The sequence below is a fragment of the Bradyrhizobium sp. LVM 105 genome (assembly GCF_003957705.1).
Lineage (GTDB): Bacteria > Pseudomonadota > Alphaproteobacteria > Rhizobiales > Xanthobacteraceae > Bradyrhizobium > Bradyrhizobium frederickii.
Window position 1 is genome coordinate 239,257 of sequence record NZ_QZMV01000006.1, and the last position, 16,990, is coordinate 256,246.

Sequence of the window (16,990 nt, forward strand, 5' to 3'; positions counted from 1 at the left end):
GATCTTTTCTTGGTTATTCTCTCGGAAAGTCCAGACCCATCTCGCGGTAGCGATCGGGATCGTCGCCCCAGTTCTCGCGCACCTTGACGAACAGGAACAGATGCACCGGCACGTCCAGGATCTGCATCAGCTCTTTCCGCGAGTCCGCGCCGATCGACTTGATGGTGGCGCCGCCCTTGCCGAGCACGATCTTGCGCTGGCTTTCGCGCTCGACGAAGATCGTCTGCTCGATCCGCACCGACTTGTCCTTGCGCTCCTCCCACTTGTCGGTCTCGACCGTGGACTGGTAGGGCAGTTCCTGGTGCAGCTTCTGATAGATTTTCTCGCGCGTGATCTCGGCCGCCAGCTGCCGCATCGGCGCGTCCGACATCTGGTCCTCGGGATAGAGGAACGGACCCGCCGGCACCATCTCGGCGAGCGTCCTGCGGAGATCGTCGACGCCGTCGCCCGAGATCGCCGCGATCATGAAGGTGCGCGCGAACTTCATGCGCTCGTTGGCGGCCTGCGCCAGCGCCAGCAGCTTCTCGCGCTGGACCAGGTCGACCTTGTTGATGACGAGGATCTTCTCGTGATTGACGCTGGCGGCCTTGGTGAGGATCGCCTCGGCCTCCTCGTCGATGCCGGTCTTGGCATCGAGCAGCACGCAGACGAGATCGGCGTCATGCGCCCCGCTCCAGGCGGTGGAGACCATGGCGCGGTCGAGCCGCCGCTTCGGCAGGAAGATGCCGGGCGTGTCGACCAGGATGATCTGCGCGTTGTTCTCGATCACGATGCCGCGGATCAGCGCGCGCGTGGTCTGCACCTTGCGCGAGACGATCGTGACCTTGGCCCCGACCAGCGCATTGACCAGGGTGGACTTGCCGACATTCGGCGCGCCGATCAGCGCAACGAAGCCGCAGCGCGTCGCAACGGGCGCCTCGCCGCTTGCCTCAGCCGTCATTGCTGCCGCCGACGCCTTCACGTTCAATCATCACCGAAGCTGCTACCTTTTCTGCCGCGCGCTTGCTGCCGCCAATGCCCTCGGCCGGCGCGAGGCCCGGCAGGTCGACGGCGACGCGGAACTGCGGATCGTGATGCGGGCCGGTGCGCTCGACCTCGCGATAGACCGGCGTCGGCAGCCCCTTGCCTTGCGCCCATTCCTGCAGCACCGTCTTGGGATCGCGCAACGGACGGCGCGGCTTGTGCATGCGCTCGGTCCAGTTGCGCCTGACGAACTCGGACGCCGCTGCGTAGCCCCCGTCGAGGAAGACGGCGCCGATCACGGCCTCGCAGATGTCGCCGAGGATGGATTTGCGGAGGCGGGCATCGGCGCTGGAGCCGACCGAGCCGAGCTTGATGTCGTCGAGCAGGCCGAGCGACTTGGCGACGTCGGCGCAGCTTTCCTTGCGCACGAGCTCGGCAAGACGCTTGGAGAGCTCGCCCTCGTCGGCGTTCGGGAAGGCGTGATAGAGCATGTCGGAGACGACGAGCCCGAGCACGTGGTCGCCGAGGAATTCCAGGCGCTGGTAGCTGTCGCCGCGCTTGCGCCCGGACTTCAGCGCCGAGACATGCGTGATCGCCTGCATCAGCATGTTCGGGTCGGTGAAGCTGTGGCCGATGCGCGCCTCGAGCGCCGCGTTCGCATCGGTGCCCTTGGCCTTGCTGCTCCGCGCCCGCTTCTTCTTGGCAGGCGTCTTCGGTGCAGCTTCGCTCTCAGGAGCGGCTTGCGCCTCGGTCGGTTGGATGGCGATGTCCTTGGCTTCGTCTTTCATCGGACGATTTTGAAGAAGCGATTCCAGCGTACCGCCCACGGCCAGCGCCAGACCATCCAGGCATGCTCGCCTTCGGCGATGGAGAAGAAGATCATCTGGGCGCGGCCGATCAGATTCTCCTTCGGCACATAGCCGACCTGGCCGAGAAAGCGGCTATCGGTGGAGTTGTCGCGGTTGTCGCCCATCATGAAGAAATGGCCTGACGGCACGGTGTAGACGTTGGTGTTGTCCACGTAGCCGTTGTCGGCGCAGTCGAGCGTCTCATAGGACACGCCGTTCGGCAGTGTTTCCTTCCAGCGCTTCACCCGGGAGATGCCGCCGCCTTCCGAGCCGCAGGGCTCCTCGCCGACATATTCGCTCATCCGCTGCCGCTCGACCGGCGCGTCGTTGATGTAGAGCAGCCCGTCCCGCATCTGGATGCGGTCGCCGGGAAGGCCGATCACGCGCTTGATGTAATCGGTGGAATCGTCCTTCGGCAGGCGAAACACGACGATGTCGCCGCGGTCCGGATCCGAGCCCCAGATCCGCCCCGAGAACAGCGGCGGCGAGAACGGAATCGAATAATGGCTGTAGCCGTAGGAATATTTCGAGACGAACAGATAGTCGCCGACCAGCAGCGTCGCCTTCATCGAGCCGGACGGGATGTTGAAGGGCTGGAACAGGAAAGTTCGGATCACCAGCGCGATCAGGAGAGCATGGATCACGACTCGGATCGTTTCGCCGACGCCGCTCTCAGTTTTCGTTCCCGAAGTCACGCTCATTGCTCTCTCAATTCCGGCCGGCGATCACAGAGCGCCCTCCTCCCGCGAACGGCCCACCGGTTCGCGGCGCAAGGAGATTGTCCTGATTCTGACAGTGAGGGCCAATTCCGGCGTAAAGCCGAACTCGCCCAGGCTGATTTGCGTCCGCGGACTTTTAGACGGTTGTCGGAGGCCACGCAATCAAGGATCGTATCAAAACTGGGTAAGATATTGATTTACAACGAAGATCACAAAATCCGCGACGTCGCGTCAGGGTTTCGGCAGCGGGACGGCGGAAATGATGACGAAGGCCTGCGCCAGCGGCCAGTCGTCGGTGATCGACACGTCGATCCGGGCCTCGAACCCCTCCGGCGTCAGGGCCTGGAGCCGGGCCAGGGCGCCGCCGGTCAGCTGCATCGTCGGCCGCCCGCCCGGCAGGTTGACCACGCCCATATCGCGCCACCAGACGCCGCGCCGGATCCCGGTGCCGAGCGCCTTGGAGCAGGCCTCCTTGGCGGCGAAGCGCTTGGCGTAGGTCGCCACCACCATCTTCTCGTTCTTGGCGCGGCGCTCCGCCTTGGCCCGCTCCGCCGCGGTGAAGATGCGGTCGAGGAAGCGCTCGCCATGGCGCTCGATCACCTTGGCGACGCGGGTGATGTCGATCAGGTCGGAGCCGATGCCGATGATCATGCCCGGCTCCGGCCGCGATCCATCGCCGCGCGCATGCTGCGCACCGTCTCGGCCAGCCCCACGAACAGCGCTTCGCCGATCATGTAGTAGCCGATGTTGAGCTCCATGATCTCAGGCAGGGCCGCGATCGTCTCCGCCGTTGCATAGTCCAGCCCGTGCCCGGCGTGGACCTCGAGCCCGGCAGCCTTGGCCAGCTTCACTCCCGCCACGATCCGCTGCCATTCGGCCTCGGCCTTGGCGGTGTGGCCGTCGACCACGGCGTCGCACCAGGCGCCGGTGTGGATCTCGATCACGGGCGCACGCAGCCGCGCCGCCATCTCGATCTGGGCGGGATCGGCAGCGATGAACAGGGAGACCCGAATGCCGGCATCGCTCAGCCGCGCGATACAGGGCGCGAGCGCGTTGTGCTGGCCGACCACATCCAGCCCGCCTTCGGTGGTCACCTCCTGCCGGCGCTCCGGCACCAGGCAAACCGCGTGCGGCCTGGTGGCGAGCGAGATGCGCATCATGTCGTCGGTCGCCGCCATCTCGAAATTGAGCGGCTTGGAGATCTCGGCCTTCAGCCGCGCCATGTCCTCGTCGCGGATGTGCCGGCGATCCTCGCGCAAATGGGCGGTGATGCCGTCGGCGCCGGCCTCGATCGCCAGCAGCGCCGCCCGCACCGGATCGGGATGGCGGCCGCCGCGCGCGTTACGCACGGTTGCGACGTGATCGATATTGACGCCGAGGCGAAGCGGAGAAGCAGGCATTTCAGAGCTCATGAAATCGGAGGGACCGGCGCATGCGAGATGCGCCTATCCATTAACACGTTCGACTTTGGCGACGACCGCCTTGGCGCGCAGCTGGGCCAGGATCGCGCTCAAATGCTTCAGATCGTAGACTTCGAGATCGATCGTCGTTTCCGTGAAGTCCGGTGACCGGCGCTGCATGCTGATGTTGTCGATGTTGCCGTCGTGCTCGGCGATCACGGTCGCGATCTGCGCCAGCGCGCCGGGCTCGTTGACGTTCTCGACCTTGATGCGCGCCGGGAAGCGCTGCGGTGCGGAATCCTCGATGTCCCAGCGGACGTCGAGCCAGCGCTCCGGCTCCTCCTCGAAATCCTTCAGGGCCGGCGCCTGGATCGGGTAGATCGTGATGCCCTCGCCCGGCGTGACGATGCCGACGATGCGATCGCCCGGCACGGCGCCGCCGTTCGGCGCGAACTTGATCGGCAGGTCGGAATTGATGCCGCGGATCGGAATCGCGACCGGGCTGCGCGGCGGCTCCGACGACTTCTCCTTGAGCTTGGCGGCAAGCCCCTTCCTGACGCCGTAGCGCGCGATGCGCTCCTCCTTGTAGTCGGGGTACATCGCACGTGCGACGTGGGAGGCCTTGATCTCGCCGCGCCCCACGGCCGCCATCACGTCCTCGATCGAGGTCCGCGCGAGCCGCGGCAGCGCGCCCTTGAGCTTGTCGTCGGCATATTCGATCTTGGCGCGCTCGAACAGGCGCTCCACGATGCGGCGGCCGAGACCGGCATATTGATCGCGCACCGCGGTCCGCGTGGCGCGGCGGATCGCGGCCCGGGCCTTGCCGGTAACCGCAAGCGTCTCCCAGGCCGAGGGCGGTGCCGATTGCGCTTCCGAAGTCAGCACCTCGACCTCGTCGCCGTTCTGCAGCTCCGAGGACAGCGGCGCGAACTGGCCGTTGATCTTGCAGCCGACCGCGCTGTTGCCGACGTCCGTATGCACGGCATAGGCGAAGTCGATCACGTTGGCGTGGCGCGGCAGCGCGATCAGCTTGCCTTTCGGGGTGAAGCAGAACACCTGGTCGTGGAACAGCTCGAGCTTGGTGTGCTCGAGGAATTCCTCCGGATTGGCGCTTTCCGAGAGGATGCCGATGGTGTGGCGCAGCCAGGCGAACGCCGTGGACTCGCGCTTGAGGAATTCGGTTGGCGAGCCGACGCCTTCCTTGTAGAAGACGTGCGCGGCGATACCCCGCTCGGCGATCTGGTCCATCGCCTCGGTGCGGATCTGCAGCTCGACGCGCTGGTTGCCGGGGCCGATCACCGTGGTGTGGATCGAGCGATAGTCGTTCTGCTTCGGTGTCGAGATGTAGTCCTTGAAGCGCCCCGGCACCACCGGCCAGGTGGTGTGGACGATGCCGAGCGCGCGATAGCAGGACTCGATGTCGTTGACGACGAGGCGGAAGCCGAAAATGTCGGACAATTGCTCGAAGCCGACCGACTTGCGCTCCATCTTGGTCCAGATCGAGAACGGCTTCTTGCGGCGGCCATAGACCCGCGCCCCCAGGCCCCTGTGGCGCAAATTGTTGGAGAGCTGGTCCTCGATCTCCCCGATCAGATTGCGGTTGCGTTCGGCGAGCGCGTCGAGGCGCTGCATCACCACCGAATAGGCTTCGGGATCGAGGGTGCGGAAGGACAGATCCTCCAGCTCCTCGCGCATTTCCTGCATGCCCATGCGCCCCGCGAGCGGCGCATAGATGTCGAGCGTCTCCTCGGCGATGCGCCTGCGCGATTCCGTCGGCACGAAGTCCAGCGTGCGCATGTTGTGCAGACGGTCGGCGAGCTTGACCAGAAGCACGCGGACATCGTCGGCAATGGCCAGCAACAATTTGCGCAGATTCTCGGCCTGCTTGGCCTCCCGCGACACCAGCTCGAGCCGCTTCAGCTTGGTCAGGCCCTCGACCAGCGCGCCGATCTCCGGCCCGAAAATCTGATCGATCTCGGCCCGCGTCGCCTCGGTGTCCTCGATCGTGTCGTGGAGCAGCGCCGCCACGATGGTGGCGTCGTCGAGCTTCAGGTCGGTGAGAATCGCCGCGACTTCGAGCGGGTGCGAGAAGTACGGATCGCCCGAGGCGCGGGTCTGCGAACCATGCGCCTTCATGGCGTAGACATAGGCGCGATTCAGCAGATCTTCGTTGGTGTTGGGATTGTAGGACCTGACGCGCTCGACGAGGTCATATTGACGCATCATGCGTGCGCGGGGCTTGGCCGGGCGCGCGACCGGCGCAGTCGGGGCCACGGCAACCGATTCGGTTGCGGCCTGCATCTGCGTGGATCTGCGGCGCCGATATACCATGCCGTCCTGCCTTCAAACGGGCCTGGGCTGACCCGTTGTATACATCCTAGCTCCGATCGCGCTTGTGTCCGATCAATTCAGTGACAGGACACAGCGCCAATCACAACGCTATGGTAACCACGAAAACGTCAACAAAAGCAAAGGCCCGAACAACGGTTCGGGCCTTGATAAGATCACAAGAAGTCGACGATCGCGATGGACGATTTACTCGTCCTCCTCGGGCTGCTCCTCGGGCGGCGCAAGGCCTTCGAGACCCTTCAGGAGCTCCTCTTCGGTCATGCGCTCGACGGCGACTTCGGTATCGTCCGCATCGACGCTCGCACCCGCGGAACCGATCAGCGGCACCGTATCCGGCTCCGGCTCGTCGACCTCGACGAACTTCTGGAGCGAGTGCACCAGCTCCTCGCGGAGGTCCTCCGGCGAAATGGTCGTCTCGGCAATTTCGCGCAAAGACACAACAGGGTTCTTGTCGTTATCGCGGTCAACCGTTAGTTGTGAACCGGACGAGATCATGCGGGCACGGTGGGCGGCCAGCAGGACCAAGTCAAACCGGTTGTCGACCTTGTCGATACAATCTTCTACGGTGACGCGAGCCATGGACTGTCGCTCCGTTGTGGGTGGGACGAAATATGTGGATGATTGGGGGTAGTTATAGGGACCGGGCCGGTTTCGCAAGGCCAATTTGTGATTTGGCCTCGCCAAACGGCTCTGCTACCCCCACATTGGGGCTGGGATGGGTGATTTCCCGGGCTGCCATCGAGGGCAGCGCCGGGTGTATGCAAGTCCGCCATAACTATACCTTGATTGCCCCGACTTCTCCGGATTTGCGGTTTCGACGGGTTTCAGCGGCACTCTAGATACGCGCGGCTTGCTGTCGCCGCGCCAACAATAAAACGATCAATCACGAACACTACGCGAGCAAACTGAATGTCACCTTCTCCTACCAACAAGATCGCGCTCTTCATCGACGGGGCCAATCTCTACGCGACGGCGAAAACTCTGGGCTTCGACATCGATTACAAGCGCCTGCTGAAGGAGTTTCAGGGCCGCGGGACGCTGCTCCGGGCGTTCTACTACACCGCCATCATCGAGGATCAGGAATACTCCTCGATCCGCCCGCTGATCGACTGGCTGGACTACAACGGCTACACCGTCGTCACCAAGGCGACCAAGGAGTTCATCGACGCCTCCGGCCGCCGCAAGGTCAAGGGCAACATGGACATCGAGCTCGCCGTGGACGCCATGGAGCTCGCCGAGCACATCGACCAGATGGTGCTGTTCTCCGGCGACGGCGACTTCCGCTCCCTGGTCGAGGCCGTGCAGCGCCGCGGCGTGCGGGTCACGGTGATCTCCACCATCGCCAGCCAGCCGCCGATGATCGCCGACGAGCTGCGCCGCCAGGCCGACGTCTTCACCGACCTCGTCGAGCTGCAGTCCAAGCTCGGCCGCGATCCGTCCGAACGCCCCGCCCCGCGCGACCGCGGCGAGCGCGAGGCCCGTCACCACGCCCCGCAATTCCTCCAGCGCGCAACCACGATGGCGCCGAGGGGCGATGACGACTTCGAGGAGTGAGGCGGCCCGGCCAAGCCGCCAGCTTCCCACCGTCGTTCCCGACCGCGATTGCCCGCTCTGTCCGCGCCTGGTTGCCTTTCGCGAGGCAAACCGCGCGCGCGAGCCGTTGTGGCACAATGCGCCGGTAGCCCCCTTCGGCGACATCAAGGCGCGCCTCCTGATCGTCGGCCTCGCGCCGGGGATGCAGGGCGCCAACCGCACGGGACGGCCGTTTACCGGCGATTATGCCGGCGACCTGCTCTACGCCACCCTGCTCGAATACGGATTTGCCAAGGGTACCTATCAGGCGCGTCCCGATGACGGCCTGAAGCTGATCGACTGCCGGATCGCCAATGCGGTGCATTGCGTGCCGCCGCAGAACAAGCCGCTGCCGGCCGAGATCAACACCTGCCGGCAGTTCCTGGTCGCCAATCTCGAGACGATGCCCAGGCTGCGCGCGATCATCGCGCTCGGGCGAATTGCGCACGACAGCGTGCTCAAGCCGCTAAAGCTGAAGGCCTCTCAGGCCCCGTTCGGCCATGGCGCCGTGCACCAGGCCGGCGCGTTCAAGCTCTACGACAGCTACCACTGCTCGCGCTACAACACGAACACCGGCGTCCTGACGCCGGACATGTTCCGCAGCGTGTTCGCGAAGGTGAAGGCGGACCTGGATTGAAGGCGGACCTGGATTAGAGAGCAGCTGGAGCACCGGCAATGTTGAACCCGTCATCCTGAGGCGCGAGTGGCGCGATGCGGAGCATCGCGCCGGGAGCCTCGAAGGATGAGCGGCCGGGATGCAGCCGGGCCGTCGTCCTTCGAGGCTCGCCCTGCGTTGCAGGACGAGCACCTCAGGATGACGGGGACGGACTTAGGTGCGCGGCATCGCTCCCATCATTGGCTGGCCATAGACCTGGCCCCATGCGGGATACGCTTTACGTCCTGACCGGATGGGCCCTCAGCCAGTCCAGCACCTCGCCGGCATTCCGGTCGGGCGGGAACACCGGATAGAAGACGCGCGTGATGCGTGCGTCGTCGACGATCAGCGCGAGGCGCTTGATCAGCGTCAGGCCCGCGACCTCCATGGTCGGCAGCTTCAGTGCCTGCGTGAGCGCCAGCTTCTCGTCCGACAGCACAGGGAACGGCAGATGCAGCCGTGAGGCCATCTCGGTCTGGTATTCGTTGCTCTGGGTCGAAAGGCCGAACACGTGGGCGGCACCGGCGGCCTTCAGCTCGGCGAACAGATCGCGGAACGCACAGGTCTGCGGCGTGCAACCGCGCGCACCGGGGATCATGTCCCAATCGTCGACCAGCGAGATCTTGCCGGGCTCGCCGGTGCGCGGATAGGCGAACACCACGGTCCGGCCGCGCAGCGCCGACAGCGTCACCGAGGTGTCGTTGGTCGCGAGCAGGCCGATCGGCGGCACCACCATGCCGGTGAGATGCGCGGCCGCGCCGTCGTCGACGGGCGCGGGAATCTGGCTCCAATCGACCTCGAGCAGGTTCCGCTGGGTCATCTCGTCAGCCCCTCGCCCGCATCAGGCGCCCCTTCTCCCGGCTCCAATCGCGCTTCTTCTCGGTCTCGCGCTTGTCGTGCAGCTTCTTGCCCTTTGCAACCGCCAGCTGCAATTTGGCCCGGCCACGCTCGTTGAAATAGAGCTTGAGCGGGATCAGCGTCATGCCCTCGCGGTCGACGGCGCCCATCAGCTTGTTGATCTGACGGCGATGGAGCAGCAGTTTTCGCGGCCGCTTGGGCTCGTGGTTGAAGCGATTGCCCTGGAGATATTCGGGAATGGTGGCGTTGATCAGCCAGATCTCGCCGTCCTTGGAATCGGCGTAGGATTCCGCGATCGTGCTTTTGCCGTTGCGGATCGACTTGACCTCGGTGCCGGTCAGCGCAATGCCCGCCTCGATCGTGTCCTCGATCGCATAGTTGAAGCGGGCCTTGCGATTTTCCGCCATGACCTTGATTGGACGTTCGTTTTTATCGGCCATGAGAGGACAAACCCGATCGAGATGCGCAGCAAAGCTAACAGTTCGGATGAAGCGCGCGCGTCACTTCTTGAGGAGGTCGCGGATCTCGGTCAGCAGCGCGACCTCGGCCGACGGCTTCAGCGGCGCGGCGGGCGCTGCCTCCTCCTTGCGCTTCAGCGTGTTCATGGCGCGGATCACCAGGAACAACACGAAAGCAACGATGATGAAGTTGATCGTCAGCGTCAGGAAGCTGCCGTAAGCAAGGACCGCGCCTTGCTTTTTCGCATCCACTAAGTTGGTGGCGGTAACCGCCTTGGACAAGGGGATGAAGTGGTTCGAGAAGTCGAGGCCACCGGTGACGGCGCCGATGATCGGCATGATGACGTCGCCGACGAGCGATGTAACGATGGAGCCGAAGGCCGCGCCGATGATGACGCCGACCGCGAGATCGACGACATTGCCCTTCATGGCAAACTCGCGGAATTCCTTGAGCATCCGCCTGCCCTTGTCGTCGACGCTCATGAACGGGTTCCTCGGTCGGCCCGCGCCTCAATTGATCAGGCCGGCGTGAACCATGGCGCTGCGCACGGCCACCCGCGTCGGCTCGGAAACCGGGACCATCGGCAGCCGCAACGTCTCGTCCAGCTTGCCGAGCAGCGACATCGCGTACTTGATCGGCGCCGGGTTGCTCTCGATGAAGAGGTTGTTGTGCAGCGGCATCAGCTTGTCGTGGATCGCGAGCGCGGCCTTGGTGTCGCCCTTCTGCCAGGCGGCATGAAACTCCGAGCACAGGCGCGGCGCGACGTTCGAGGTCACCGAGATGCAGCCGTGGCCGCCATGGGCCATGTAGCCGATGATGGTGGCGTCCTCGCCGGAGAGCTGGTTGAAGTCCTCGCCCATCGCCGCGCGCTGCTGCGACACGCGCACCATGCTGGCGGTGGCGTCCTTGACGCCGGCGATGTTCTTCAGCTCCCACAGCCGCTTCATGGTGTCGACCGACATGTCGATCACCGAGCGCGGCGGGATGTTGTAGATGATGATCGGAATCCCGATCGCGTCGTTGATCGCCTTGAAGTGCTGGTACATGCCTTCCTGGGTCGGCTTGTTGTAGTAGGGCGTCACCACCAGCACGGCGTCCGCGCCCGCCTTCTCGGCGTGCTGCGAGAGCTCGATCGCCTCCTTGGTCGAGTTGGAGCCGGCCCCCGCGATGACAGGCACGCGGCCTTTGGCTTCAGCGATGCACCACTCGACCACCTTCTTGTGCTCGTCGTGGCTGAGCGTCGGGCTCTCGCCGGTGGTGCCGACCGGGACCAGGCCGTTGGTGCCCTCCGAGATCTGCCAGTTGACCAGCGAGCGGAACGCGGCCTCGTCCAGCGAGCCGTTCTTGAACGGCGTGACCAAGGCGGTGAACGACCCCCGGAATTTCGTCTTGGCTGCCATGGACTTCCTCCGTACGCGGCTATCTCTTGAGCAAGCGACATTCATATCGGGTCTATCCCGCCGGTAAAAGGCCCGCTGCCGTGTGACGCACCGTTTAGGCCGCGATTTTGCCGCGGTGATGGTGCAAATCGGTCCGAGGTAAGCCGCTGTTGGTATTTTGTCCGCATATTCAATCAAATACAGCTAGATCTTGAGCCACTTGACTGATTCGGGGCAACAATACCCGTGACCTCATTCCCTCGTGCCGCCTGGCGGTCCACCGGACTGGTCCTGTGCCTGATGGCAGGGCTGTCGGTGGGATGTGCCGCCCTGGCCAAGTCCAATGAGACGCCTGCGGAAGCCGCAAAGCCGGCTGCCAAGGACGCCGCGACGGGCGCGTCCAAGGGAACCAGCAAAGGATCTGGCAAGGACGCCGCCAAGGACTCGGCCAAGGACACAGCGAAGGGCGCGAGCAAAGGCGCCGCTGCCGCGACGGCCAAGGACGCTGTGAAGAAACCGGCCAAGGATGCCGGCAAGGATGCCGGCAAGGACGCTGGCAAGAGCGCCGGGAAAGACGCGGCGAAGGACAAGCCCAAGCCTGCCGCAACGCCTGCCGCAACGCCTGCCGCAGCGGCGCCTGCGCCGAAAGCGCATCCGGCTGCCAGCGGTTCGCCTCCGAAAACAGCTCCCGCGCCGGCCGTGACGGCCACCGTCAGACCTTCCGCTCCTCCCCCGCGCCCCGCGGTGGCCCCCGTGCTGGCTCCGGCGACCCGCCAGCACGCCGCGCCGCGCAAGCCGGTCGTCCCGGCCGCGGTCGCGGCGACGTCGTCGACGTCGCAGGGCGACAAGGAGACGCTGGAGAGCGTGATCGAGCTGGTGCGCAAGCGCAAGGCGGCTGACGCCACCAATGCCGCGGCCGGCATCTCGGATCCGGTCGCGCGCAAGCTCGCGGAATGGATCATCCTGCGCAGCGAGGACAACGGCGCGAGCGTGGAGCGCTACCGCGCCTTCCTCTCCGCCAATCCGAGCTGGCCGTCGCAGACCTTCCTGCGCCGGCGCCTCGAAGCTGCGATGTGGGACGACAGGCGCGACGATTCCGTGGCGTGGTCGTGGTTCGAGAACGAGTCCCCGATCTCTGCCAAGGGCCGCTTCACGCTCGCCAAGGCGATGCTCGCGCGCGGCGACCGCGCCAACGCCGAGCGGCTGGTGCGCGAGGCCTGGCGCAGCGATCCGATGTCGGAGGACACCGAGAACAACGCGCTCGACCAGTTCGGCGCCCTGCTGACGCCGGGCGACCAGAAGGCGCGGATGGACACCCTGCTCTACGGCAGCGAGAACGAAGCCGCGCTGCGCGCCGCCAAGCGGCTCGGCGCCGGCTATGTCGCGCTCGCCAAGGCCCGCATCGCCGCCGTCAAGAAGGCGCCGAACGCGCGCGCGCTGCTCGACGCGGTGCCGCGCGAGCTGCACAGCGATCCCGGCTTCCTCTTCAGCAAGATCCAGCTCTTGCGCCGCGAGGAGAAGTTTGCGGAAGCGGCCCAGCTGATGCTGTCCGCGCCGAAGGACCCGGGCCGGCTGCACAATCTCGACGAATGGTGGATCGAGCGGCGTCTCCTGGCGCGCAAGATGATCGACACCGAGGAATTCCGCAGCGCCTATCTGATCGCGCGCGATGCCGCGCTGCCGTCGCGCGACATCTACAAGACCGAGCAGGAGTTCACGGCCGGGTGGATCGCGCTCCGCTTCCTCAACGATCCCGCCGCCGCCGCGCAGCATTTCGCCCGCATCGGCGTCGGCAGCGTCAATCCGACTGCGCTGGCGCGTGCCGGCTATTGGCAGGGCCGCGCCGCGGAAGCGATGGGTCGGCAGCAGGAGGCGCGCAACGCCTATGCGCGCGCTGCCGAGCAATCGACCAGCTATTACGGCCAGCTCGCGCGCGCCAAGCTCGGCCTGCCGCAGATCGAGCTCAACAGCCAGCCGCGCGGGCGCGGCGCCGAACGGCTGGAGATCGTGCGCGCTGCGCACCTGCTCTACGAGCTCGACGAGCGCGAGATGGCCGTGCCGATGCTCGCCGACATGGGCGAGAACGGCGATCCCGAGGCGCTCGCCGGCCTCGGCGAGCTCACCCAGCGCTACAATGATGCGCGGGGCATGCTGCTGCTCGGCAAGGCTGCGCTCAACCGCGGCCTGCCGTTCGACTTCTACGCCTACCCCGTCAACGGCATTCCGCAGTTCACGCCGATCGGCCCGGAGGTCGAGCGCAGCATCATCTACGCCATCGCGCGGCAGGAGAGCGCCTTCAATCCGTCGGTGGTCTCGCCGGCGCAGGCCTATGGGCTGATGCAGGTGACGCCGGACGCCGCCCGCTACGTCTGCAAGCGCCACGGCGCCACTTACGATCTGGGCCGGCTGAAGAACGATTCGGTCTACAACGCCACGCTCGGCTCGGCCGAGCTCGGCGGACTGCTCGAGGATTACCGCGGCTCCTACATCATGACCTTTGCTGCCTACAACGCCGGTCGCGGCAGCGTGAAGAAATGGGTCGAACGCTACGGCGATCCGCGCGACCCAAAGGTGGATGCGGTCGACTGGGTGGAGCTGATTCCGTTCTCCGAAACGCGCAACTACGTGCAGCGGATCATGGAGAACCTTCAGGTCTACCGCGCCCGCTTCGGCGGCGGCACGCGGCTGCAGATCGAGGCCGATCTGCGTCGCGGCACCGCACGCGTGGAATAGCACGCGTCGATGGAGCAGACCCTGTCCCGAAGGATGATCCGGGAAAGTGCGCCGCGGTCTTCCGGACCATGCTCAAGCGACAATCCGAAGCGATGACGACGGTTCATCGTCATCGCTTCGACGTTCAGGTCGCGGTGCGGCAGGCGTTCGGCATGATTCCATCACGGTCCGACCACGTTGCGGTATGATTGGAACCGGCATTGCCGCCCATCGATTGTAGGCTCGAAAAATCTGGAGACCTGTCATGTTGCGCATAGTCGGTGCATTCGCGCTCGCGGCCGCGATCGCTCTTCCGGGCGATGGCTCGGCGGCCTACGGCAAGAACCGCCAGAATCCCCAGCCGCAGGCGGAGGCCATTCAGGATCGCTATTGTCTGCAGGGGCGGCGTTGGGGGTATCCCGGCAACTGCCAGTTCTCCACTTACGCCCAGTGCATGGCGACGGCGTCGGGCACGATCGATTCCTGCGGGCTGAACCCGACCTATGCCTTCCGGGAGTGGAAAGGTCCACGCTAAAGCATGATCCGGAAAAGTGCGCAGCGGTTTTCCGAAAAGATCATGCTTAAACAACAGCCTAAAGCGCGATGACGATTCATCCTAATCGCATCGCGCTTTAGTCGTCTGATCGCCCCTCATCGAGAATGCGCAGGTCGCGCTCGGACCGCGCCCCCTGACCTCAGGACTCGATCCTCACCACATCCTGTCGGGGGCGGCTCGGCGGTGAGGTTGGCGGACTGAAGTCGGCTGGGACCAATATGGGTTCGTCATGCACATCGCCGGCAGTCCCAGCGCAGAAGCCTTGCAATCCTCCCACGACCGATAGCTACAGGAAATCCTGCTGCTGCCGCCCCACTCCCATTGCTGGAGGCATACTGGGTAGTTGGGGTTCCAGAGTTCGGCAGCCGCCGGGGAGAATACCGGAGTAACCACGGCAACCATCGATATCGCGGCGAGCACGCTCAGCATCCGTCTCCAGATCGTCGAAATGTTCATGGTCGGAAGCTCCCTTTGACGCGCTATCGAGCAATCCACCATTTAGGTGCTCGGTGCACGGCCCGCAAATAAAAACCCCGGCAGTTTCCTGCCGGGGGTCTCGGTCACTCGGAAGATTGATCTTAGAAGCTGCGCTGAGCGTGGAGCAACAGAGCTGGAGGCTGCCCTGGTCTTCAGCTCATGCGTGGAAGCGCGATGCTCTGTTTTGTTTTGCAGAAAAATGAAAACCCCCGGCAGTTTCCCGCCGGGGGCTTCTGGTTTAATCGACAGGTCGATTAGAACGTGCGCTGAGCGCGGAGCAGCAAGTTCAGCGAGCTCTGATCCTTCAGCTCGTACACTGCAGCCGGCTTCGCGGCGGTCAGGACCGCAGTGTTCGCACCGCTGATCGTACCGGAGTACTTCTGATCCAGACGCGAGTAGCTCAGGTCGGCCGTGAACGCGAGGTTCTTGACCGGGCTCCAGACGGTGTTGATGCCGATAACCGCGAAGTTGAAGTCCGGGTTACAGGTCGCACCGGCCGACGGGCCGAGAGCAGCGAAGTTGCCGCAGATCAGCGCCTTCGCATTCGTGCTGTAGCTCAAAGCACCATAACCGCCGTAGATAGCGCTGATCCAGTTCGGGCTCCAGTTGTGGGTGTAGCCACCGCGGAAGCCCCAGCTCTTCGTGGTCTCGATGCCACCGCCGGCAGAGCTGAACACGCCGTCAGAGATACCGGCGAAACCGACGCTCTGGTAGGCACCAGCCACGCCCGTGCCGCTGTACATGAAGAAGGACTGCGGGAACAGGACCTGGAAGTTCTCGCGGGACATGCCGTCGGTGTAGACCGCCTGCAAGTTGATCGAGTCACCCGCACCGGTCGGGATGTTCTTGATCGACAAGGCGCCCTGCACAGCCCAGCCCCACTTGTCCGACGGGTGACCCGTGGGTTCCGTCGTGCCGTAGTAGCCGGCATGCAGCTCATGCGCAGCAACCGAGAACTGGGCAAGACCCCAAGCCTGGTCTACGCGGACCGCGCCAACGATGTCGGGAGAGCGCGTTCCACCCCAGCCGTTGTTGCCGTAGACGCCCTGAACAAACGTCGCAGCATTGGCAGCGTTGATGTTCCAGAGGTTGCCCTGGCCGTTGGACTGAGTGGTCGGCTCTTCGATCGCGATCGAAGCGGTGATGCCCTGGCCGAAGTCAGCGGTATAAGCGGCCTGGTTGATACCGGTCACGTGGTTGGAACCGCCCGGAATGGTATCGGGACCGCCAGCCGGATAGCTCTGCCACGGCGCATCGAAGATCGAGACGGTGCGGCCGAAGGTGAAGCCAGCGAACTGGACGAACGCATGGTAGAGGCCGAGCGACGGGTTGCCGGTCGAGAAGGCCGCCGGATTGCTGCCAGTGACGTTCGCCGTATCATAGCTGAAGACCGTGTCAGCGTAGGTACGAACAACGCCGTATTCGGTCGCCGTGCGGGTATCGATATTGAAGTCCAGACGAGCGCGGCTGTAGTAGTAGTTCGTCAGGCGGTTGTTCGAGCCACCGTTCACGGTGCTCTGGCTAAACCTGAAACCATAGTCACCAGCGCCGCCGATGATCATGTCAGCGCGCACGTAGCCACCCAGCTTGATGCAGGTGTCGGTGCCCGGGATGTAGTAGAACCCGGCTCCGTACAGCGAGCAGATCCTCACGTATTCGACCGCCTTGGCCTTCACGGGCAGATCGGCTGCTTGAGCTCCGCCCACGGCGATCAGACCCGCCGCTGAGCCGAGCAAAAGGCTCTTAACCAACTTCATGTTAAACCTCCAAGTTGCTCTCCAGGGAAGGTTACTGACCGGACGGCCAATTCCCCAACCCCCTCCAAATCACCGCTTTGGGCTCCTTCGCGTCTTCGGACACACCCGCATGAACGCGAGGGACTTAAGCGAATGACCTAAACGGGACGACCTCGGGATGCCCCCCTCCGTCGCTCAGTCACAATTACCGAACGTCCTTGCACACACAACAACAGAACGCTTCGAAACGGGACGATGGAGCTGGTTTTCCGCCGGGTGTTGCACAAATAACACGCAGATGTGATCG

The 16,990-nt window shown here is 64.5% G+C and carries 17 protein-coding genes; 4 read left to right on the plus strand and 13 right to left on the minus strand.

The genetic code is table 11. The features are described 5' to 3' along the window. Positions 1-13 precede the first annotated feature (13 nt). The 7 genes from era to rpoZ all read right to left on the minus strand — a co-directional run bounded on the left by era (position 14) and on the right by rpoZ (position 6,858). Positions 14-940, minus strand: coding sequence for a GTPase Era (gene era / locus D6B98_RS19405; RefSeq protein WP_126258543.1), 927 nt, complete (start codon positions 938-940; stop codon positions 14-16). Further along, entirely contained in the window at positions 930-1,751 is an 822-nt protein-coding gene (rnc, locus tag D6B98_RS19410; protein WP_126258544.1) for a ribonuclease III, read from the minus strand. Before rnc ends, era begins: the two co-directional genes overlap by 11 nt. Next, on the minus strand, positions 1,748-2,512 hold the full coding sequence (gene lepB / locus D6B98_RS19415) for a signal peptidase I (protein ID WP_126258545.1): 765 nt from the start codon (positions 2,510-2,512) through the stop codon (positions 1,748-1,750). Before lepB ends, rnc begins: the two co-directional genes overlap by 4 nt. Before the next feature lie 249 nt (positions 2,513-2,761). Continuing rightward, entirely contained in the window at positions 2,762-3,181 is a 420-nt protein-coding gene (acpS, locus tag D6B98_RS19420; protein WP_126258546.1) for a holo-ACP synthase, read from the minus strand. Then, on the minus strand, positions 3,178-3,930 hold the full coding sequence (locus D6B98_RS19425; protein WP_126258547.1) for a pyridoxine 5'-phosphate synthase: 753 nt from the start codon (positions 3,928-3,930) through the stop codon (positions 3,178-3,180). Before D6B98_RS19425 ends, acpS begins: the two co-directional genes overlap by 4 nt. 45 nt (positions 3,931-3,975) lie before the next feature. Further along, a complete protein-coding gene (locus D6B98_RS19430) occupies positions 3,976-6,261 on the minus strand; it encodes a RelA/SpoT family protein (RefSeq protein WP_126258548.1) in 2,286 nt (761 codons plus the stop codon). 204 nt (positions 6,262-6,465) lie between these two features. Next, positions 6,466-6,858, minus strand: coding sequence for a DNA-directed RNA polymerase subunit omega (gene rpoZ, locus D6B98_RS19435; RefSeq protein ID WP_007603391.1), 393 nt, complete (start codon positions 6,856-6,858; stop codon positions 6,466-6,468). Between the two features lie 330 nt (positions 6,859-7,188). Between rpoZ and D6B98_RS19440 the strand changes: the two genes are divergently transcribed. Further along, positions 7,189-7,833, plus strand: coding sequence for a LabA-like NYN domain-containing protein (locus tag D6B98_RS19440; protein ID WP_028135957.1), 645 nt, complete (start codon positions 7,189-7,191; stop codon positions 7,831-7,833). Then, the gene (locus tag D6B98_RS19445; RefSeq protein WP_126258549.1) at positions 7,814-8,488 is read left to right on the plus strand and encodes a uracil-DNA glycosylase; all 675 of its coding nucleotides are present in this window, start codon (positions 7,814-7,816) and stop codon (positions 8,486-8,488) included. Before D6B98_RS19440 ends, D6B98_RS19445 begins: the two co-directional genes overlap by 20 nt. A gap of 256 nt (positions 8,489-8,744) precedes the next feature. On the opposite strand, the gene D6B98_RS19450 is transcribed toward D6B98_RS19445, so the two are convergent. From D6B98_RS19450 to dapA, 4 genes are read right to left on the minus strand one after another with little or no spacing between them, the layout of a single operon-like run. Then, a complete protein-coding gene (locus tag D6B98_RS19450; protein ID WP_126258550.1) occupies positions 8,745-9,326 on the minus strand; it encodes a peroxiredoxin in 582 nt (193 codons plus the stop codon). A gap of 4 nt (positions 9,327-9,330) precedes the next feature. Further along, the gene (gene smpB, locus D6B98_RS19455) at positions 9,331-9,804 is read right to left on the minus strand and encodes an SsrA-binding protein SmpB (RefSeq protein ID WP_027530006.1); all 474 of its coding nucleotides are present in this window, start codon (positions 9,802-9,804) and stop codon (positions 9,331-9,333) included. Between the two features lie 60 nt (positions 9,805-9,864). Continuing rightward, positions 9,865-10,278: a large conductance mechanosensitive channel protein MscL gene (gene mscL / locus D6B98_RS19460; protein ID WP_126258720.1), complete on the minus strand. Its 414-nt coding sequence runs from the start codon at positions 10,276-10,278 to the stop codon at positions 9,865-9,867. 54 nt (positions 10,279-10,332) lie between these two features. Then, on the minus strand, positions 10,333-11,223 hold the full coding sequence (dapA, locus tag D6B98_RS19465; protein WP_126258551.1) for a 4-hydroxy-tetrahydrodipicolinate synthase: 891 nt from the start codon (positions 11,221-11,223) through the stop codon (positions 10,333-10,335). Between the two features lie 279 nt (positions 11,224-11,502). Here dapA and D6B98_RS19470 point away from each other — a divergent pair, with 279 nt between their 5' ends. Both D6B98_RS19470 and D6B98_RS19475 read left to right on the plus strand, forming a co-directional pair. Next, a complete protein-coding gene (locus D6B98_RS19470) occupies positions 11,503-13,935 on the plus strand; it encodes a lytic transglycosylase domain-containing protein (protein ID WP_164718739.1) in 2,433 nt (810 codons plus the stop codon). A gap of 244 nt (positions 13,936-14,179) precedes the next feature. Continuing rightward, positions 14,180-14,449: a DUF3551 domain-containing protein gene (locus D6B98_RS19475; protein ID WP_126258553.1), complete on the plus strand. Its 270-nt coding sequence runs from the start codon at positions 14,180-14,182 to the stop codon at positions 14,447-14,449. A gap of 174 nt (positions 14,450-14,623) precedes the next feature. Here D6B98_RS19475 and D6B98_RS19480 read toward each other — a convergent pair whose 3' ends face one another. Both D6B98_RS19480 and D6B98_RS19485 read right to left on the minus strand, forming a co-directional pair. Beyond that, positions 14,624-14,968: a DUF3551 domain-containing protein gene (locus D6B98_RS19480; protein ID WP_349644822.1), complete on the minus strand. Its 345-nt coding sequence runs from the start codon at positions 14,966-14,968 to the stop codon at positions 14,624-14,626. A gap of 233 nt (positions 14,969-15,201) precedes the next feature. Continuing rightward, positions 15,202-16,704 (minus strand): porin, encoded by a 1,503-nt coding sequence (locus D6B98_RS19485; protein ID WP_126258555.1) that lies wholly within the window; start codon positions 16,702-16,704, stop codon positions 15,202-15,204. Positions 16,705-16,990: the final 286 nt, after the last annotated feature.